Origin of the sequence: Egbenema bharatensis FJBBOT/2019 (genome assembly GCF_048077055.1) — a bacterium.
Lineage (GTDB): Bacteria > Cyanobacteriota > Cyanobacteriia > Elainellales > Elainellaceae > Egbenema > Egbenema bharatensis.
Genome location: NZ_CP182236.1, coordinates 7,422,069 through 7,443,124, shown reverse-complemented (window position 1 = coordinate 7,443,124; position 21,056 = coordinate 7,422,069). Strand labels below are relative to the sequence as shown.

The following is a 21,056-nucleotide window of genomic DNA, read 5'->3' as shown; positions in this document are numbered from 1 at the left end:
ACCAACTTCGACAAACAACTATATCTGGCTGCAAAGATTATCAGCCAAAAATAAAATTGAGATGAAATTGTGGCAGGGTTCCGCAAAAAACAGTGGTTCTTGGTCTTCATGCGATCGGGTTTTACCCTTTATTCGCCATACCAATCGCTACGCCACTGCCGCATTTGGTCAATTTCGCGCTGTTGAGAACTGAGGATATCCTCAGCCATTTGACGAATTTCAGGTCGATCGCTCTTTTCCAGTGCTTCTTGTGCCATGACCAGCGCACCTTCATGGTGAGGAATCATTGCGTTAATGAAGCGCAAGTCAAACTGCTCATCGGCTTCCCCCAAGTCTTCCGTCATTCGCATTGCATCACGCATTTCTTCGGTCATGGGCATCATATGGTTCATGCTGTCGTGCCACATCACGGGTTGTTCTTCCACATTGGGATACCATTCATTGCGCCAATCTTGTAGCTGGCTAATTTCCACTTCCTGAGCAGCAATAATGGCTTCTGCCAGGGCAAGAATTTCGGGGCGACTAGATTTTTGCAATGCTTCCTGCGCCATTAACACAGCACCTTCATGGTGTGGCACCATGCCATCAATAAACCGTAAATCAAAGAATTCATCCTTTGGACCGAGGCTCATAGAGCCATGCCTCATACCGTCCATTTGGTGCGGTGGCATGTTTGCTTCCGCCAGGTTCTCCGCCGCAGTCTTTTCTTCGGCAGCTTGGCTAACAACACTTTCTGGGCTACAGGATACTAGCCCAAGAGTTCCTGTAAAAATGACAGCCAGCAGCATTTTTCCAAAAATCATCATGCGTGTGCGATCTCCTAAAATTGTGGCAGTAGAGCCAAATGGCTCACCAACTCCACTGTGTCGCCTGAATATAAAATTGAGATGAAATTGTGAATTTATCTTCTGAAGCAAAATTTCACTTTGATTTGATTTTTGGATGTTAATTTCTCGATAGTTGCTTGATATTTCCATGCGAAAAGATTAGTTCAATTGTTCAAGTATGAGAATTTTATTGGTTGAAGATGAACCTGACCTAGGCGCAATTATTGAACGCACCTTACTGCGGGAGAAATATATTGTCGATCGCGTAATGGATGGCAATGCGGCTTGGGAGTATCTGCAAAATCAATGGACACAATACACGGTTGTAATTTTCGATTGGTTACTTCCCGGACTTTCAGGGATAGAACTGTGTCAACGCTTAAGGGCAAATAAGAATGCTGTGCCAGTGTTGATGCTGACTGCCAAAGACCAGATTGAAGACAAAGTGGTAGGGCTGGATGCTGGAGCCGATGATTACTTGGTCAAGCCTTTCAGCAATGCTGAACTTTTAGCCCGCGTTCGTGCCTTACAACGACGATCGCAACATTTGCAACCTATGCAACTCAAAATTGGATGCCTAACTTTGAACTACAGCACCTTTACGATCGCCTTTACAGACCGTGCGACCCATTCCCAAACTATTCCTCTAACTGCCAAAGAATTTCAACTTTTGGAGTATTTTATGCAGCATCCTAATCAAATTCTTAGCCGCGATCAAATTGTGAATCAGGTATGGTCCATGCAGGCAGAACCCGGTAGTAATGTTGTTCCTGCCCAGATGCGGCTTTTACGAAGAAAGCTAGCAGAATATGGCTGCGAAGGAATCATTGAAACCGTTCATGGCATTGGCTATCGTCTTAATACGCCTTCTTATGATGAATCGTAATCATGCCTTTTCCCTTACCCGCAAACGCTTGGCTGGTCTATATGCCGGAACAATGGGGCTGATTCTGGCAGCCTGTGGGTTTGGCTTCTATGAATCAATGGCACACGAACACTGGGAGTCCCTTAACCGCAAACTCGCAACGGTTGCAGGGACTTTACATGATGGAATTGAACCTGTGTTAGAGCAACCAGGAAAGGTAGAGCCGATTGTTGACCATTTTCTACCAGGGTTGGTCTGTGTAAACGGTACGCAATGCCCAGAACAAGCCCCGATCGCAGAACGACATATTGCTGGGGTTGTGCAACAAGAAAATTACTATATTCGCTTCGTCGATCCGAATGGAAAAATTCTTGCCACTGTAGGGCAACAACCTGAAGGAGTTTCTCTGCAAATCCCCGCACCTTCCTGGCAAACGCTTCAGGCAGGAAATGGAACTTCCTATCGGCAAGTCTCTTTGTTTCTCAAAACCCGCAACCAATCTCCTTGGGGTTATATTCAGGTGGGAGAATCCTTAGAGGCTTATGAAACCCATCTGGCTCGCGTTCGATGGACGCTAATTATTGGTTTACCCATTGCGATGTTGTTGGTTGCGGGGGCTAGTTGGTGGTTGTCTGGTGTCGCCATGCGTCCTGTGTATCAATCCTACCGTCAGATTCAGCAGTTCACAGCAGATGCTGCCCATGAACTTCGTACACCTTTAGCTGCAATCCGCTCAACGGTTGAGTTTACGCTGGATGAGCCTGAGCTTTCTGAATCAGAAGTTCGCAATACACTTCGCATTATTGAACGACAAAATAATCGGCTTTCTAATCTTGTTCAGGATCTGTTGTTGCTCTCCCGACTGGATTTACAAGGTAACGTAATTCGCCTTAGCTTGTGCTGTCTGAATACTCTGATTGAAGATCTAATTGAGGAGTTTTCTGCATTGGCGATCGCCTCTGATCTTATCTTGAAAGCAGACATCCAAACTTCTCAGACTCTGATTGTTTTGGGTAATGAAGAACAACTCTATCGATCGTTCGCAAACTTGATGACTAATGCGATGCAATACACACCACCGGGAGGAATAGTAATCATGCAGTTGAACCAGGAGGAAGAGAATGCCATACTATCTGTGAAAGATACAGGTATCGGAATTTCTTTGGTAGAGCAATCTCGAATTTTTGATCGGTTTTATCGGGTGAATTCCGATCGCTCTCGGAAAACGGGTGGAGCCGGATTGGGATTATCCATTGCTCAAGCCATTGTACAAGCCCATCATGGCAAGATTCAGGTTCAGAGTGATATTGGTAAGGGCAGTGTATTTACGGTTCGCTTACCTTTACAGATTTCTTAATAGATATTGCATATCTTCGGAAAAGGCTGGATGAAGTTAGATCTCTATGTCGATCGCCCCTAATGCTTTCAGCGTATTCTTTTGGACATCTGTTAGCCCAGTCACACCTGCAATGTTCATGCCTTCGTAGGGGCGATCGGCTCTCAGGGTGTTTAAGCATTTCCCGGACTGAACATCCCATAATTTGATGGTTTCATCTGCGCTGAACAGCATCCGATCACGGGCAAAATGCCCGCACTACAACAATTAATGGCAATGGATCATAATGGCAATGGATCAAGCACGGCAATGAATCAAACGGTTTACCTCCTGATCCGATAGTGGGTGTTAATTTTCATCACTTCATTGGGATTTGGCGTGGGTAGGAAGCGACTCCAGGTGGTGGCATCGCGGAAATTGAGGACGTGCAGTTGATGGATGATCTCATTCACGCCTTCATGGGAGCCGATCGCCACAAGCTTGATGGATTCCCGGTTTGGCAACTCCCGATTGGGCAACGAGTCGGATTCGCTGCCGGAGTTGAATATGCAGTTTTCACCTGTCATGGAAAGAATTCCTTTGAGTATTGGAGGGAAGAAACTCAGGAACCCAGTTTTCCCCACCAAACCAGAATCGCGCTTAACCTTGGACGAACCTTAGCTAAAATAGACCCCAGCCTGTACAGACTCGTTGTCAGCTTGTCTGTTGGATTAGTGGCTGAGTGGTGTTGTTGGCACCGCTCGGTCACGCCAGCTTCCTGAGAGCCAGCGACGTTTTTACCACACCAGGGGGATTCATCGCCTTAATCGAATAGCGTAGAGAATTCTTGAGATTCCGTCAATCTTTTTGACGAATTTTTTTTAGGAATGCAAATTCAGTAGATCTAAAATGGGTTCATTTCACAGTGAACCCTGGAGTTGATCCCCCTAAATCCCCCTTAAAAAGGGGGACTTCAACCCCTCTTCGGCTCGGTTCCCCCCCTTTTCAAGGGGGGCTAGGGGGGATCTAAACAAGGTTTGTGATCTACTGAAATTTAATAACCTGAAATTCTTGTGGGGTGGGCATCTTGCCCGCCCAGTCAGTAAGGTAGAGTACTGTACAGGTTATTTAATCCATAATTCTTCAGTGGGTTAGAACAGGCATAACGGAAGTTCTAAAATCTCTTCATGCAACAAAGGGGAAGCGTTCGATACAATGAGTCCTAATTGACGCAGCCCTGACTATGCGGAAGGGGCTTAGATAGGGTGACAGACACAACCTGAGGGGAGTCTGCAAACCCTAGTCATTCCGCTTTCTGTTAAATTTCGTTAACTAGTTTGATTTGGCGACGATCGTTGGAGACTGCACACTGGCATGGCGATTCTACACGGTAGTTGGATTTCTCCCCCCCAGGGACAAGCTTTTGCTCAGTCCGCCGCAGGCGCAACCAGCTCCAACGCAGGCGGCTATTTTTTGATTTGGGGAGAAGTCTGGCGACGAGTTGAGCCAGTGGAGATTGAGCCAGTGGAAATCGAAGCGATCGCCTCTGGTATCGCCTCTGGTGACGATCAGGACTCCCAACCCCAGAATTCAGCAGATCCTCCTCACTCCTCACTCCTCACTCCTCACTCTCCTCTGCCCCATCCCTTCACCATGACGATCGAAGAACTCACCGACTTACTTCGATCGCTGCATCAATTCCGCCAGCTCAACTGGGCCGTTGCCGATTTTTCCCTGGAAGCACCCGCCAAAGCGAAAGGCCGCTCTAAGGCGCGATCGGCTCAATCCTCCCCAACCCGCTCATCGGAAACCGCCTCTCGGAAACGCAAATCGGATGAGGCACCAGTTTCGCATCCCCGCTGGCAAACCCTCCCCGTTGGCTTGCCCACCTATTGTCAGCCGCAAAATGAATCGGACGGCATTGCCCTGATTCCCCAACATTCCGCCGCCGATCGCAATTCTGATTCAGCCCACAATGGAGCGCGCAACAACCAGCCGGACTCTTCGTCCCTGCGCCTTTATTCCTGGCAAACTCAGGGGATTCGCCTCACCGTTGCTGAAGCCCTGCAACTGCTCCAGTCCCTTCCCCTCAGTTCCGTTCAGGATGAAACCCTGTCCTGGTTGGGGGCAGACCTCCGCTTTTGGTCTCACGTTGCCCGCTGGCATTTAGATCTCCTGAGCCGTAACAAATTTTTACCAGGACTATCCCTTGATTCAGAAGGTGGGGGACTGGCGCACTGGCAGGTGCTGATTGACAGCGGCATCGATCAGGCGCGGCTAGAAAAATTTGCCCATCAAATGCCTGGTATCTGCCGTACCTATGGGGAGCAGGATGCCTTTCCCTCCCCCCAGGCCATTTTGTTCAGTTTCTTGAACCAGGCGATCGACTATCAGGTTCGCACCGTTGCCGCCAATCATCCCCTGCCTACAGCCCCCCTCCCCAAGGATTTACCCCTGCGGGAATGGCTGTATGCCCTCAGCAAAGAACCTGTCCTCTCGGCTGAACGCCCCCGTATTGAGCAACTGGACACCGCCCTCACCAACTGGATCGCCCCAATTCAACGGCAACTGAGCCAGACCAACGCCTTTCGCACCTGCTTTTATCTCCAACCCCCAACGACGGGGCAAACGGATTGGACGCTGGAGTACTTCCTGCAAGCCGCCAACGATCCAGAACTTTTAATCAGTGCGCGTACTGTATGGAATAATCCCGTAGAACGGCTGGACTATATGGGGCGAGTGATTGAGCAACCCCAGGAAACCCTGTTGGCGGGCTTAGGGTTTGCCTCCAAACTGTATCCGGTACTGGAACCCAGCCTCCAGGAATCCCAGCCCCACGCCTGCGCTTTGCATCCCTTGCAGGTGTATGAGTTTATTAAATCAACCGCCTGGCGACTTCAGGATAGCGGCTTTGGCGTGATTTTGCCCCCCAGTCTGGCCAGTCAGGAAGGTTGGGCCAATCGGCTGGGGTTACGGGTACAGGCAGAACCGCCTAAGCTGGGTAAAAATCAGCGGTTGGGGCTGCAAAGTTTGCTGAACTTTAAGTGGGAACTGACGATCGGCGGCCAGCGGTTGACCAAGACAGAGTTCGATCGCCTCGTAGCTCAGAATACGCCCCTGGTGGAAATTAATGGGGAATGGGTTGAGTTTCGCGCCCAGGATGTGAAGGCGGCCCAGGCTTTCTTTGATAGCCGCAAGGATCAAATGTCTCTATCCCTGGAGGATGCCCTGCGGATCAGTACTGGCGACACTCAGATGATTGAAAAGCTCCCAGTGGTGGGCTTCGAGGCATCGGGAACCCTGCAAGAGCTGATCGACACCCTGACCAAGGGCAATCAAAGCGTTGAGCCAATTCCGGTTCCAGACTCCTTCCAGGGAGAACTGCGGCCCTATCAGGTGCGGGGAGCTTCCTGGCTGGCCTTCCTGGAGCGATGGGGCTTGGGGGCCTGCCTGGCGGACGACATGGGCTTAGGGAAAACCATTCAATTCATTGCCCTGATGCTGCACCTCCAGGAAAACGAGGTTTTAGAAAAGCCGACGCTGCTGGTTTGCCCCACCTCCGTTCTGGGTAACTGGGAACGGGAAGTCAAACGATTTGGCCCCAGCCTGAAAACCCTGGTGCATCATGGCGACAAACGATCGCAGGGTAAGGCTTTTGCCAAGGCAGTCAAAGATAAACATTTAGTCATCACCAGCTACTCGTTAGTGCAGCGAGATATCAAGCATCTTCAGACCGTAGACTGGCAGGGAATCATCTTAGATGAGGCGCAGAATATTAAAAACCCAGATGCCAAGCAATCCCAGGCTGTGCGCCAACTCGAAAGCCAATTCCGCATTGCCTTAACTGGAACCCCCGTGGAAAACCGTCTGGCAGAACTCTGGTCGATTCTCGATTTCTTGAATCCAGGGTATTTAGGGCCCAAAAACTTCTTCCAGCGTCGCTTTGCTGTACCAATTGAACGCTATGGCGACACCGCTTCCCTGCAAACCCTGCGTTCCCTGGTGCAGCCCTTCATTTTGCGCCGACTCAAAACCGATCGTTCCATTATTCAAGATCTGCCGGAAAAACAGGAAATGACCGTCTTCTGTGGCCTCACCAGCGAGCAGGCTGCCCTCTACCAAAAACTCGTCGATCAATCCCTGGTCAACATCGAATCCGCCGAAGGTATCCAACGGCGCGGCATGATCCTGGCACTGATCACCAAACTCAAGCAAGTCTGCAACCATCCCATCCTGTTCAAAGGTTTAGAAGACAGCGATGAGGAAGAAAAAGCCCTACTCCCTACTCCCCACTCCCCACTCCCCAACCATTCCGGTAAACTCCAACGCCTGGAAGAAATGCTGGAGGAAGTCCTGTCCGAAGGCGATCGATCTTTGATCTTCACCCAGTTTGCCCAGTGGGGTAAATTACTGCAAAGCTACCTGGAGCAACGGTTCCAGCGAGAGGTGTTTTTCCTCTACGGCAGCACCTCCAAAAATCAGCGGGAGGCAATGGTCGATCGCTTCCAAAATGATCCCCAGGCTCCCCGAATTTTCATTCTCTCCCTCAAAGCAGGGGGAGTAGGGTTGAACCTGACCCGCGCCAATCACGTCTTTCACTTCGATCGCTGGTGGAATCCAGCCGTGGAAAATCAAGCAACCGATCGGGTGTTTCGGATTGGGCAAACCCGCAATGTGCAGGTGCATAAGTTCGTATCAACCGGAACGCTGGAGGAACGGATTCACGAACTCATTGAAAGCAAAAAAGCTCTGTCAGAGCAGGTGGTGGGAACGGGAGAAAACTGGCTAACGGAATTAGATACAGATGCGTTGAGGAATTTGTTATTACTCGATCGGGCTGCCGTGATTGATGATGAAGATGAAGGGTAAGCCCGATTAAAATTACCCAAATTTGATCAATAACTCAACCTTGTTTGGGATAGCCATAAACCAGCCCACTGTACAGTTGAAACGCGGGATCCCAGTTGGAGGGAGCTTTCCGCAGCACATCCACATAAGGGCGCAGACTGGTCACAAAGTCCAGATGTTCTAACGCACTGTCGGCAAAAACCGAAAAATCTGACCAGATGGGAATATTCGTTAATCGTTTATCTAAAAATGCCAGCATCTTATTCCAGCGAATGCGCGTTGTGGTTTGAGCCACTGACATTGCTCCATCCTGACTGGCATCAAACACCACCCCCTGATCAAACTGATAAGACCGATCGCACAGCCGCAAAATACAGCCTCGTCGGGGTAAATGTAAATCCATAATCTGGGCAAAATCCTGGGTTTGCTCTTTCCGCTTTAGCTTGTTAAATGCCCCCAAATCTACCACATCTTCAAAAATCGGCAGCATTCCCTCCACTCGATTGGCCACCTCCGACCACTGGAAACTGAGGGAACCCAGCTCATCCGCTTCATTCTGACAAACGACCTTGACCTGAGGGGAAGCCGCTTCAAAATACTGCACCCGAAACACGCGGATTTTTTGAATCGCCTCCAGCGAACCGCAGAAGGCTGGCATCCCGCTCCGACAAAGCTCCTGGGTGTATCGCTGCATTTCCCTGAAACCTCCCACCCGGTACAGCTTCCACCCCCGACTGGGCAGAATCAACCGGGCCGTGTAGGGATCCAGCTTCATGATCCGGGCAAATGCCTGAGCCGCCACCTGACGCGCCTCCGGGGCGATCGGTTCCAGCACCAGAAAGCCTGTTCCCGGATCCGCCAGATCGGCAACGGCAGGGGATGGACTGTTAGATTGGGCATTCTTCAAGCGTTGTAACCCTTCCCGGGCCTGGCGCACCAATTTCGGATTGGTTGTATTCTGCAACACTCGACGATAGGCCGCCGCCGCCGCCGCTGGTTTCCCAGACACCTCCTGAAGTCGCCCAGCATACAACTTGACCCAGAGACTATCGGGGGAGCTTTGACGCAGTTGTTTCAGCAGGGAGGCAGCGGTTTTGTAGTCCTGGCGATCGAAGGCAGCGGCGAGTTCTTCAAGCATGGTGAGTAGGGAGTAGGGAGTGAGGGGTAGGGAGTGGGGAATTAAATTTGTAGCGCAGGCATCTTGCCTGCCAGCTCATTCCATCCCTTGTGGGGTAGAAGCGAATGGAGCAAAAGCGAATTGCGATTCACCCCTACGAGGCTAGCCTCGAAACAGGAAGTAAATGCCGAGGAGGGCACTGAGGATCGCGACGATCGCCGACCAGGTGGGGTGGCCGCTGCGTACGGTAGTCCCACGCTGGGTTTGGATGGTATCGACTTCTAGCCAGGGGGTGGCTCCTCGACGCAACCAACCCGTTACGGTGATCGGTTCGGTGAAAGTTTGGCTGGAATTTTTGCCCAGGCTAGAATTTTTGCCCAGGCTGGAATTTTTTCCCAGATCAGTCGGGCGCGGCGATTGGGAAATCAGATTCCCCAGGAAGCCCCCTCTGGAGGTGTAGTGGAGGCGAATCAAGCCGGTTTGGGTTTGCAACATCAAGTCCTGGTAGCAGCGATTGAGAAATTTGGGTCTTCCCAGCAGGTATCCCTGGAGGCGAACCGGGGTTTTGTCGATCGGCATGGCATTGGGACGGCTCAACCAGTCCCCCCAGTCCAGGCTAGCCGTTGGCAGTCGTTTGGTATCGGGGTAGGCTGGGTTAATTCGCAGCAGCAAACCCACCCCGAATCCGAGCAACAGGCAACTGATCAGGAGCACCTGACGATCGAGCCAAATCCAGTCCAGCCACGACCAGCGATAGACGTAGGCAATCCAACCGATTAACCATAGACAGGCGGCCACCAGTAAGCCAAAGAGGGCCCCGAAGTAGGGAGAACCCTGGAGGAGAAGAGGGGTGGATGGGTGAGGGGATGAGGGAGTCGGTGGGGATTCCTGCCGCCATGCCAATTCAGGTTCGAGTCGCCAGTGCTGGGCGTACACGGTCAGCAGGTTCAGCCGATCGCCCAAGGGAGGATGGCTGTTGTTGATGGTTAACCAGCGGCGATGGGGATGGCTGCGATCCCATTCCAGCAGGTCGGTGGTGGGATGATGGGGGTAAACGCTGCCCAGGGTCAGGGCATTCTGCGCACCGATCGGTAGTAATAGCTCCAGGCTTTCCAGCAGGGGAGGGGTGTAAGTCTGCTGCTGAATCTCCTGGACAATGCCAATCGTGGTTTTCAGGAGGGCGCGAGTTAGTCCATTCGGGTTACCCGTCAGCTCCGTAGATACCCGATCGCCATAATACAGTCGAGCCCGGGTCAACCAGAGTCCAGCCCATCGACAAACCCAGTACACCCCATAGGCGATCGCAGACACCAGCACACCAACGGACTGAAGCACCCGATCGCGCTGTTGGTTCCCCCAGGTCGCCACTGACCAGTAGACCCAGTAGGGGAGTTGCATCACCAGTGTGACCCAGGTGAGAATCCCCGTGGCGTAGTGGGTGATATGACCGAGTTCAGCGGCATACAAAGTAGCCAGCTCATCATCATTGAGGCGATCGAGCATTCCCTGGCTAACCACGATTCGGGTGTGCTGGGGCAGATAGCCATAGGTGAAGATCAGGGGAGCCGTTGTGGGGACAATCCCCAGGTTGGGAACGGGTTGTCGTCGCTGATTGCAGACCCGCTTGATCAGGCGCATGGCTTCGGGGCTGAAGGTTCCGAGCTGCTCGAGGCTGAAGGCTTTGAGATGGTACACCCGCTTGAGGATCCCCTCCAGCAACCAGGGAGCCGCCAGGAGCAGCAGACCCAGAGTGATGACGACAAACCAGAAGGGATCGCCATAGAACCGCACCGATCGCAAGAAGGGAATCCAGGAGAAGAACCAGAGTATGCCGTTTAAGATAACCTGACTGACCCCCAGCAGAGCAGTCACCAACCCCACCAAAAGCACCCCCGTCAGTAGTTGCAAGCCCCAGAGCTTGGACAGATCCACTTTCCCCAAACTGCTCCACTTCTGCGCTCTGCCTGCTTGCCGCCAGGGAATACTTTCCACGGTCGCCTGACGGACTGCCTCAGAAGTCGATCGCCCGGTCGATGGTCTGGAGGGTTGGGGCCGGACGACCTGCTGATCCGCCTCCAATTCAGCCCGTTCAGGTGTTTCTACTGGAGAGATCGGCGTGTTAGATCCATTTTTAGATCCAGTCTTAGATCCAGGATTAGATCCAAGCATGGCTCCATCGCTTGAGTCCGATCGATAGGCGGACAGATCTTCGATCTCGTCCTGATCAAAATCACTAAAATTATCAAAATCATTCTGCTCGCGGAGCAACCCTCCCCCAGGCTGACCGACTGCTGTAGGGGAGGCATCTGCTGCATCTCCCTCCGTCAGATAAGCCGCCAGATCAAGCTTTTCCTCATCATCTACCGAACCATGATGCCCCACTGATTGTGGTCTCGATCGGTTACGCTCTCTACTGCCATCCCGCTTCTGTTGGGCGGGAGGTTGCCCTATGGGGGTAAAGCCCGTGGCATCGACGGATGGGGAACTAGCCGTAGGCGGTTGAAACGGCACAAATCCGGTGATATCTGAATCCGCAAGATCTGAATCGGTGAGATCTGAATCCGTGAGATCTGAATTTAATTCGGGAGTTGCCCGATCGGGAACTGCCTTGGGGGACTCAGAAGGAGTCGAGTCCGGTGAACGCAGAGGAGAGGAGGCAGCCGATCGGCGAGACAGTTCTTGCAGAGTACGGTTTGCCCACGCGCTGACCTGGGGATTTGCGTTGCTGAGGAGCGATCGACAGAGGGCAGTAGCAGCATTCACCCCTCCGGTTTGAGCATAAGCCTTCACTAAACCCATCTGCGCCTTAGACAATACAGTGATATCAATGGCGGATTGGCAAACCCTTTCTAAATAGTCGATCGCGGCTCGATAGTCTTTGCGCTTTAGGGCGGATAATCCAGCTTCTAATTCGGCCTTTGCCTGGGTAGACTTTGCACTTCGGTCAGCCGGAGTCCCCGCAGCAGACGAGTCGGAGAAATTGCTCATAATGCTCGATCGGGATGGGTGATTCGAGGGTAGAGTACCCTACTTGCCCCTTTCTTTTAGCAAACTTTAGGTCGATGGAAACAGGGCAGATATTTTTTAGGATAGGAATATCGCATTAAAAGCAGCAGGGGAAATCATGACAGCGAATCAGCCACCCGATCGCCAAAAATCGCAGTGGGATTTCGGTCGGTTTATCAAAACCCTATCTTTCTTTGGAGCTATACCATTTTTGAGCCAGTGGGATTGGTTTCAGCAGTGGTTTGGCAGTCGTCCCGATCCGAAGGTAGACAGCTCCACCCTGGATTATCATGCAGCTACACCGCCTGCTTCCCTTCCTCAGGATACCAACGCCATGCTGACCCATCGTCCCATTTTCGACTTTACCCAGCCTTCCAGCGATATTCGAGATGTTTGGGGCGCTTTAGATGATGTGGTGATGGGAGGAGTCAGCCAGAGCGGCATTCAGATTGGTGCCTCAACGGCGATTTTCTCTGGCACGGTTTCAACGGCCAACTCTGGGGGATTTGCGTCGGTTCGCACCCGCAACTTTGACCCGCCCCTGAATTTGTCCGAATTTGATGGGATTGAACTGCGGGTGCAGGGAGATGGCAATCGCTACAAATTCATGCTGCGTACGGAAACGCGCTGGGATGGGGTGGCCCACTGCTATTCCTTCGACACGGTGGCCGATCGCTGGATCACGGTGCAAATTCCTTTCAGTGCCTTCACTCCGGTCTTTCGAGCGAAAACCGTCAGCAATTCTCCTCTAGATCCAACTCAAATCTACGCGATGCAACTGATGCTGAGTAAGTTTGAATACGATGGTGAGTTGAATCCTCATTTTCAAGCTGGTTTTTTCCAGATTCAGGTGGAATCGATTCAGGCCTATGGCTCCAGCAGCAGTTGAGACTTAGGATCGTGATATCAATCACCTATCAAGCCTTCTGCCTGGTTGACTGGGCGGGCAAGATGCCCACCCCACAAGAATTACGCTTTCAGCCTGCAAGGCAAACGATAGGGGCGTAAACGATTTGAGCAGTCCTGCAAATACGAATTAGCAGCACTCGCAGCCATGATTTGCCCAATGCGTGACTGCACAAACTCCAGGGAGAATAGCCCTATCGATCGGGGGCAGGATTGCCCTCCTGTGTACCGCAGCCTCTGACAGTCCAACCGTGCTACAGTCACCAGTTCGATATTAATGCCATTCTCTCCTGGAGATTTAATCTGAATCAATGCTATCCAGGGTTCAAGTGGGGACTTGAAATGCCGTGGATCGCCTCAAGATATTTGCTATTTGAGAATACCGAAATAGTATGCAGCAACCACAAAGTTAATGGCGAGTAAAACCAGGGCCCAGGTGGCGCGGAATGGATAAGGTGCGCTACCCGATGGAGTCATAGGAGGGATATCTCGTTTGGATGTCATAAATCAAGTTCTCCTCTTTTTCAATGAATGAACAAATTGACGGAGCAATAGGGGTAGGACTCCCAGAGTCAAACCTTGAGGTGGAAGTAAGATGAACGGTCTGCCTCAAGGATGGAGCTTAGACAGAATCAGTATCTCTCAACCCTGGCTCAAAATCATCTCCCGAAAGTCAAGTGGGCAATTACAGCACATCTCAATTAACCTGGTTTTCTGGGCAGCTTGCTCCATCCACCGCTCCATCCAACCGCAGGTTCGATGCTAAGAAGTTCTGTAATTATTTGTTAATTATTCATCAAAAGATATGCCCTACAGTCATTTCCTCAGCAAAACTTAGCACGACGACCCTGGCGATCGCCGTCATCGCAGGATCCGCTACCCTGTCCCCCCAACACCGCTCCGTTCGATCGCCGCCCTAGTCCGCAGCCTCCTCATGCACCGGGAGAAACACGCGAAAGTGACTGCCCTGCCCCACCTCACTCTGCACATCAATAAAGCCGCCATGACTTCTGACAATGCCCAGCACAGCCGACAGCCCCAGCCCTGTCCCTTTACCGACTTCCTTCGTGGTGAAAAAGGGGTCAAAAATATGGTTGATCACCTCTGGGGTAATGCCTGTCCCGGTATCTGCGATCGTCAGCATTACATAGGAGCCAAGGCTGGCATCTAAATGAAGGCGGGCGTACTGCTCATCCACTTCAAAATTTCCAGCAGAAATCTTTAAGCTACCTCCGTTGGGCATGGCATCCCGCGCATTGACGCAAAGATTCATCAAAACCTGGTGCAGTTGAGTCGGGTCAGCCAAAACTCGGTGTAAGTCTGGGGCAACGTGAGTTTGAATCTGAATGGTTGCCGGAAAAGTTTGCCGCAGCATTTTTTCCACTTCTCCCAAAACTACTCCCACCTGAAGCGATCGCCGCTCTCCCTCCACGCCTCGCGCAAACAGGAGAATCTGCTTGACTAAATCCGCGCCGCACTGGGCACTATGTTCCAGAGTTTGCAGCATCTGACGATTTTTCTCACTCAGATCTGGGATACGAAGCGGCATCAGTTTGGCAATAGCCAGAACGGGAGTGAAAACGTTGTTGAGGTCATGGGCAATGCCGCCGGCCAGGGTTCCCAAACTTTCTAATCGCTGGGCCCGCAGGAATTGTTCTTCAAGCTGCCTTTTCTCAGTGATGTCCGTGTTGACAATCAGAATCGATTTTGGCTCATCGTGCTCGTCCCGCACCAGAGTCCAGCGGCTCTGGACGAGTAGCGACTTGCTCGTTTTCGTCACTTGTTTCAGATCACTTTGCCAAATTCCATCCCGCCTTAATGTCTGCTGGATATCTTGAAGGGGTAAGGTGGACAATTCAGGGGGATACAGCAGATCGATCGCATTCCGCTCTAAAACTTCCGTTTTCCCCCAGCCATACAGTCGTTCTGCACCCTGATTCCAGAACAAAATCCGGTAGTCCAGGGTCGTGACAAAAATCGCATCGGTGGAGATGTCTAATAATGCGGCCTGTTCGGCAATCTTTTGTTCCGACTGCTTGCGGTTAGTGATATCAATGTGAACGCCAATAATTCGCAGGGGCGATCGGTTCTCATCATAAAAAACGGTTCCCTTTGCCGCAATCCAGCGCACCTGATTTTGCGCATCGACTATCCGAAACTCAGTATCCAGGGGGATTCCTTCCCGCACAGCTTGCTGCAAAGCCTGATCCACCCGGCTTTGATCATCAGGATAAACCGTGTGTAACCACGAGCTACAGCGATGGTTGAAGGTGTTGGCTGGTTGACCATACAACGCTTCCAGTTCAGTGGACCAGGTGACGCGATTGGTCGTCAAATCCCACTCAAAGGAGCCAATTCTTCCGGCTTTCTGGGCCAGTTCCAGCCGTTCCTGGACTCGCTGACGATGGTGTACCTCCGCCTGGAGTTGCTCGTTCGTCCGCGCCAGTTCTGCCGTCCGTTCCTGCACCCGAATTTCCAGAGCTTCATTCGCTTCCCGCAAAGCAACAGAAGCCTGTTTCCGTTCGATCGCATAGCGCAGAGATCGAACCAGAATATCCTGATTCACCGATCGCTTCACCAGGTAATCCTGGGCCCCATGCCGTACCGCAGATACCGCCAGCTCATCATCGTTGGTATTGGTCAGTACGACGATCGGAACATTGGGGGTATAGCGCGTCAAGGCATCCAGCGATGCCAATCCCTGACTATCGGGTAAGGTTAAATCCAGCAGGATTACATCAAAGCGATCGTTCGTCAGATGGTTCAGGGCATCCTGTAATCGCTGCACATGAGACAGCGCAAACTGATTGAAGGCTGCCCCCTTGAGAAACTCCTGCAACAATCTGGCTTCTGCTAAATGATCCTCGATTAGTAATACCTTCACTGCGCTGGTGATTGCCCCTCGAGCGGAGGCAAGGTCGCTGTCTCTAACCAAAATTCCTCAATCCCTCTGACTATCTTAAATAATTGGCTCAGATTCCGCGACTTGGAGATGTAGCAATTGACATGCAAATCATAGCTTTTGAAAATGTCCTCCTCATTGCGGGAGGTCGTCAACACCACAACTGGGATATGCCGCAGTTGGGGATCGGCCTTGATCTCAGCCAGTACCTCCCGCCCGTCCTTTTTGGGCAAATTTAAATCCAGCAGGATCAGATCCGGACGCACCGCATCCGGATGATCCTCATCCTGCCGGAGATAGGCCATCGCCTCCATGCCATCCCTGGCAATGACAACCCGACACTGCACCGCAGTCGTTTTCAATGCTTCTTGGATTAAGCGAATGTCGCCTCGGTTATCTTCGACCAAAAAGATAACTTTGCTTGTCTCGTCCATTGGCATGGTTATGATCGCGCCCCCCTACAGGAATGGTGAAGTAGAACGTGGCTCCCTGTCCCAGTTCCGACTCAACCCAGATGCGGCCCCGATGACACTCCACAATCTTCTTACAGATGGCCAGACCCATGCCCGTACCGGGATATTCATCACGAGTGTGTAACCGCTGGAAGATGACAAAGATCCGATCGCCGAACTGTTGATCTAAGCCAATTCCATTGTCTTTGACGGAAAAGAGCCATGCGTCCTCCTGCCGTTCCGCCCCAATGTGAATTTGAGGGGGATGATCCGGCTGTTTAAACTTAATAGCATTGCCGATCAGGTTCTGGAAAAGCTGCATGAGCTGTGTGCCATCCGCTACGATCGTTGGTAATGCATCATGGGTAATTGTCGCTCCACTGTCGGCGATCCGACCGCGCAGATTGCCCAGGGCATGGTTCAGGGGCGATTCCACATCCGTCAACTGCCATTCGATCGCCTGGAGATCGACCTTGGAGTACGCCAGCACATCATCGATCAGGGTTTGCATCAGGCTCACCCCTTCCACGGCAAACTCAATGAATTCCCTGGCATCGCCATCGAGCTGGCTTTCGTAGCGCATCTCCAAAAGCTGCACATAGTTCGCCACCTGATTCAACGGCTCCTGCAAATCATGGGACGCGACATAGGCAAACTTCTTCAGTTCCGCGTTCGATCGCTCCAAATCTTGAGCCAGTTGGGCCAATTCATCCGCCTGCCGCAGAATGATGTTAACGATCGCCTTCCGCAATTCCAGGGCTGCATCCACTTCCACCTGTTTCCAGGGCAGCGACTTCAGCCGCACCGTTTCCTTCCATAGCTCAAAGGACTTCCGGGGACAGAGGCGGGTTCCACCTTCCGTCTGCTTCACCTCAAAAGCCTTCGTGGGATCGCCACCCCAGTTCACCGTTTGAATCACCTCCGGACGGAACCACAGCACATAGTTCCGCTTGGAAATGGGGATTGCCAACAATCCGCTGGCCACATCCTTAAATCGTTCCGCATCCGAGTACAGGTGAGGCAACGCATCCGTATGGAAGACTTCACCCTCCACGTTTTTGGCCAACCACTGCACCAGGAAATTCAGATCTTCTTCATTGGGAGTTCGGCCGATCGTCGTCCAGTTGCCGTTGAAGCAGATTGCCGCGCCCTGAGCATTGGCCAGATCCAACACGCTGGGCTGCCGGTTAACCAGACCATCAATAAACACATCCTCCTGGGACATCTGTTCCACCAGGACAGATTGAATATAGGCCAATCGCATCCGATAGTCGTAATCCGCCGTTTCCTCACGGGTGGAAAGTTCAGAGAAAATGACGCGCCCCAGGAATTCGCAAGCCTTCCGCAGTTCGTAGGGAACATACTTGGGAGTGAGATGGTGACAGGCAATCAGTCCCCACAATTTTTGATCTTTGATCAAAGAAATCGTCAAAGAAGCCCCCACACCCATATTGTGTAGATATTCAATGTGGCAGGGGTAGGGACTGCGGAGAATGGAATGGGTTAAATCCGTCGGCTGCTGGGTCAGCGGATTCACGCCTGGGAACAAGCTGACGGGTTCGGCGTTGGCATTGGGAATGACGCGAATCCAGTTTGCAGCCAGCATCTTCCGGGCGGTACGAGGAATGTCTGATTCGGGATAGCGTAACCCCAGATAGGATTCCATGCTGTCCAGCTTTTCTTCCGCCAGCACTTCACCATGATCTTCCTCGTCAAACTTGTACAGCATGACGCGATCGAACCCGGTCACTTTGCGGACTTCCCGGACAATAATCTGGCAGAAATCCCGCAGATTGGAAGTTTCTTCTAGCTGGTTAATAGATGCTCTGGCCAGGTGATAGAAGCTCAGGAACGGAATATTTTCCTGCGTCAATGCAGGTTCTAATTCCAGTACCAAAACCCCGTCGATACTGCGATGGAAAACGGCATCAAACACCTGGTAATCATCGCCCCGTCCCCGCTTTCTCACCCAGACTTTACTGGGATTAACGAGATCCAGATTATCAGCGGCCAATCCTTCCTTAAGGCGATCGACCTGGAAGGGATCGAAGATATCCTCCAGAGGTGTACCCAAAATCTCCTGGGCCGTAATGCCAAACTGGGCGAAGGTGTTACTACTCGCCTGCAGTACCGTCAGATCAGGTTCTTGCAAGATCAGCAGCACCCCATGCGGCTGCACCTGAATCAAGGTATGAATTGGCGGCTGTTTGAGTTGAGTAATATCAACGTGGGGCACATTCGAGCTTAAACTTACATTTCCGGCCCAAACATTGGCTTCTACCATTTGTCCTCCAAATTCTTGATGAAATGAGCAGAAGGCAACACCATGATTCGACACTGCTCCATTAAGAGACTCTGAATGCTGAAGCGATTTAAAGCTGAACTAAAACCTGATTTTTGGATAAAATCGTTTAGCCAGGTTTAGCACGATCACGATCGACTACCTTCAATATAGATTTGCTTCCAATACCGATACGGAACAGGGATAGAAATTTCCGATCAACTTGAGCCTTTAAGTTCCCCGTACGTAAATCTGACTGTTTTCCGACTCTTTGCAGAGGTCAGAGCATTTTACTCTGCTCATGCTTAGAGGATATCGCAGAAGTCCAGGGGATGGGGTTTTTGAATTATTGCTCGAATATTTCTAAGTTTGAATAGATGTAAACAATTAAGTTATTTATTTTGAGGGAAGAGTGTTCGCGGAGCACAGTCTGCCCCTCAGGGATGAACAGTGCCCAATCTCGATCGCTTAAAAAAACTACTCTGACGGTAGCGTGACAATCTCCAGCCAAAATTCCTCGATTCGCTTGACGATCGCCGATAAACTCTCAAAATCATCTGCTTTGATGACATAACAATTGCCCTGACGAGCATAGCTGGTAAAAACATCATTTGCATTACTGGAAGCAGTCAAAACAACGATCGGAATTCGTTTTAAGTCATCATCCGCTTTGATTTCTGCCAGAACCGATCGCCCATCTTTACGGGGTAAATTTAAATCCAGCAAGATTAAGTGCGGACGAGGTGCGTTCTGATACTCTCCCTGCCGCTGTAGAAAATTTAGAGCCTGAATGCCATCACAGACGATCACGACCTGATAAGACGCTGGATGGTTTTTCAACACTGTTTCAATTAACTGGGCATGGCTTGCATTGTTCTCAACCACGAGGATCAGCCGTTCTCTAATGCCCTCATCCATGCATCCTATCCCCAAGCGTTTCTCCAACTATTTAGGAGTCCATACCCCTGGCAGTTGCGTTTTCTAACCGCACCTTCATCAGTGCTCGTACGATCGCTGAGGGTAGCTCAACGATCGCACCTTATCCAAACTATAAACGCTTTTGTCCCGATGCAACTTAACAAGTCGTTACTTCAGCGACTTCAGCGACTTCAGCTAGTTTTGTTCGGCGGGTTGTCGTTCTATTAATTCGGGATGGACTTTAGTAGCGCGATCGGCAGGTTGCAGCAATCTTTCATGTAAATGGTAACGGAATCCAGTGTCTAAATACTTTTGTCGCACCTCTTCCCATTTTGATAGAGATGCCTTCTGTTCTTGACGAATCAACGCATTCAATCCAGGCATTTTCGATCGATCGCCTAACTCCCGACTCAACAAGTCTTTCAAAACTTGTGTGTCCTGCAACAGCCCCAAATCATCCTGCAACTGCTTAATTTCCTTCACCCAATCGCCAAACTCATCTCCGTAGAACGAGACAAAAAACTCTGCCTGATACCGAACATGCTTACAAGCCTTTCGCAAATCATGCAGGACTTCGCTGTTTTCTTCAGATACATCATCGATCGAGATGAACCAGCCGGGATGGAGTAATAGTTCTGACAACAGCGGACTGAGAAGGTCGGGGAGAACTGATGTCAGGGGTAATTGGGACAGGTTAGTTAGTTGCGGCTGTTCGAGCCAGGTTTTGTATGCATTTCTCAACTGTTGGTACTGCTTTTTGGTTAAGGCAGACTCTACCTGCTTAAACGCTTCAATGCGCTGTCGCCCCAGGGAATCTAGAACATCGCCCAACCTTTTCTGTTCTTTGCCGTTCAAATTGGGCAAATACGATTCGCCCAGACTGGCCATCTGCACATCCAAATCCCGCAGTTCACCCAGCGTTCTAGCCAGATCGCGCAACCGTCTTGCATTCGCCACTTTAGGAATTTCGATCGCCGACTCAAACACCTGTAATGCAGTGCGCAAACGACGGCTACCAACTCGCATTTGATGGAGTGGTTCAGGATCTTGATCCGCCAAAACGCGCTTCGTTTGCTTTGTGATCCGCTCAAACTGCTCGGCAATGACCTGACAGGCAAACTCACCTACGGTAGTGGAACGGGGTTCTGCACCATTTTTGGCAGGTTTTGACTGAGGCGATCGCGTTTTAGACTGCGTTTTGCCGCGAGCTTTAGACTGAGTTTGAGCTTTAGCCTTCGCCTCAGACTGCGACTCATTTTGCAACTCAGCTTTTTTCTCCTGTTTTTTTGCACGTTTCATAGTTGCCTACCCAATACTCTGCCTATCTTCGTGCAGGTAATAAAGCGAACGATTTCAGTCGATCGCATATCCAGTCAAACTCACCGAATCAAATTCAAACTCACCGAGTGACACCTTCTATTCAGGAGCATGAACCGTGTCCTCGGTACAATATTTACCTGCGCAACTTTAATATTAACCCAGTCTTAACTTCATTCAGATCTGGCTTTGGTTACGGTTTTTAATGGATCACGGTTTCTGCCCAGGGAGGATGCTCCTCACCCCGCAGTATGAGGATGCCAGGTTCAGCCATTCTTCACCAAAAAATCTGCATCCACCCC

At 51.1% G+C, this 21,056-nt stretch carries 15 protein-coding genes; 4 read left to right on the top strand and 11 right to left on the bottom strand.

The features are described from left to right. Positions 1–128 precede the first annotated feature (128 nt). On the bottom strand, positions 129–806 hold the full coding sequence (locus ACM1PF_RS34555) for a DUF305 domain-containing protein (RefSeq protein WP_416671161.1): 678 nt from the start codon (positions 804–806) through the stop codon (positions 129–131). A gap of 199 nt (positions 807–1,005) precedes the next feature. Between ACM1PF_RS34555 and rppA the strand changes: the two genes are divergently transcribed. Both rppA and rppB read left to right on the top strand, forming a co-directional pair. After that, positions 1,006–1,713: a two-component system response regulator RppA gene (gene rppA, locus ACM1PF_RS34550; RefSeq protein WP_416671158.1), complete on the top strand. Its 708-nt coding sequence runs from the start codon at positions 1,006–1,008 to the stop codon at positions 1,711–1,713. Next, entirely contained in the window at positions 1,700–3,049 is a 1,350-nt protein-coding gene (rppB, locus tag ACM1PF_RS34545) for a two-component system sensor histidine kinase RppB (RefSeq protein ID WP_416671157.1), read from the top strand. Before rppA ends, rppB begins: the two co-directional genes overlap by 14 nt. A 36-nt stretch (positions 3,050–3,085) precedes the next feature. On the opposite strand, the gene ACM1PF_RS34540 is transcribed toward rppB, so the two are convergent. Together ACM1PF_RS34540 and ACM1PF_RS34535 are read right to left on the bottom strand one after the other, a co-directional pair. Then, complete coding sequence (locus ACM1PF_RS34540) at positions 3,086–3,262, bottom strand: hypothetical protein (protein WP_416676948.1); 177 nt, start codon at positions 3,260–3,262, stop codon at positions 3,086–3,088. A gap of 89 nt (positions 3,263–3,351) precedes the next feature. Then, positions 3,352–3,594 (bottom strand): hypothetical protein, encoded by a 243-nt coding sequence (locus ACM1PF_RS34535; protein ID WP_416671154.1) that lies wholly within the window; start codon positions 3,592–3,594, stop codon positions 3,352–3,354. A gap of 787 nt (positions 3,595–4,381) precedes the next feature. Here ACM1PF_RS34535 and ACM1PF_RS34530 point away from each other — a divergent pair. Next, positions 4,382–7,876, top strand: a complete 3,495-nt coding sequence (locus ACM1PF_RS34530; protein ID WP_416671151.1) for a DEAD/DEAH box helicase — start codon at positions 4,382–4,384, stop codon at positions 7,874–7,876. Positions 7,877–7,910: 34 nt separating this feature from the next. On the opposite strand, the gene ACM1PF_RS34525 is transcribed toward ACM1PF_RS34530, so the two are convergent. Both ACM1PF_RS34525 and ACM1PF_RS34520 read right to left on the bottom strand, forming a co-directional pair. Beyond that, positions 7,911–8,993 (bottom strand): tetratricopeptide repeat protein, encoded by a 1,083-nt coding sequence (locus tag ACM1PF_RS34525; RefSeq protein ID WP_416671150.1) that lies wholly within the window; start codon positions 8,991–8,993, stop codon positions 7,911–7,913. Between the two features lie 141 nt (positions 8,994–9,134). After that, on the bottom strand, positions 9,135–11,960 hold the full coding sequence (locus ACM1PF_RS34520; RefSeq protein WP_416671147.1) for a M48 family metalloprotease: 2,826 nt from the start codon (positions 11,958–11,960) through the stop codon (positions 9,135–9,137). A 136-nt stretch (positions 11,961–12,096) separates the two neighbouring features. On the opposite strand from ACM1PF_RS34520, the gene ACM1PF_RS34515 reads away from it, so the two are divergent. After that, complete coding sequence (locus tag ACM1PF_RS34515) at positions 12,097–12,867, top strand: CIA30 family protein (RefSeq protein ID WP_416671144.1); 771 nt, start codon at positions 12,097–12,099, stop codon at positions 12,865–12,867. Positions 12,868–13,253: 386 nt separating this feature from the next. On the opposite strand, the gene psaX is transcribed toward ACM1PF_RS34515, so the two are convergent. The 6 genes from psaX to ACM1PF_RS34485 form a co-directional block, all read right to left on the bottom strand. Further along, complete coding sequence (gene psaX / locus ACM1PF_RS34510) at positions 13,254–13,361, bottom strand: photosystem I protein PsaX (protein ID WP_416676935.1); 108 nt, start codon at positions 13,359–13,361, stop codon at positions 13,254–13,256. 439 nt (positions 13,362–13,800) lie between these two features. Continuing rightward, entirely contained in the window at positions 13,801–15,768 is a 1,968-nt protein-coding gene (locus tag ACM1PF_RS34505; RefSeq protein ID WP_416671142.1) for a hybrid sensor histidine kinase/response regulator, read from the bottom strand. Further along, on the bottom strand, positions 15,765–16,220 hold the full coding sequence (locus ACM1PF_RS34500; protein WP_416671140.1) for a response regulator: 456 nt from the start codon (positions 16,218–16,220) through the stop codon (positions 15,765–15,767). Before ACM1PF_RS34500 ends, ACM1PF_RS34505 begins: the two co-directional genes overlap by 4 nt. Then, on the bottom strand, positions 16,180–18,522 hold the full coding sequence (locus tag ACM1PF_RS34495) for an ATP-binding protein (protein ID WP_416671138.1): 2,343 nt from the start codon (positions 18,520–18,522) through the stop codon (positions 16,180–16,182). Before ACM1PF_RS34495 ends, ACM1PF_RS34500 begins: the two co-directional genes overlap by 41 nt. 474 nt (positions 18,523–18,996) lie before the next feature. Then, complete coding sequence (locus ACM1PF_RS34490; RefSeq protein WP_416671136.1) at positions 18,997–19,437, bottom strand: response regulator; 441 nt, start codon at positions 19,435–19,437, stop codon at positions 18,997–18,999. Between the two features lie 195 nt (positions 19,438–19,632). Beyond that, positions 19,633–20,736 carry a CHAD domain-containing protein gene (locus tag ACM1PF_RS34485; RefSeq protein WP_416671135.1) on the bottom strand — a complete coding sequence of 368 codons (1,104 nt, stop codon included), beginning with the start codon at positions 20,734–20,736 and terminating at the stop codon, positions 19,633–19,635. Positions 20,737–21,056: the final 320 nt, after the last annotated feature.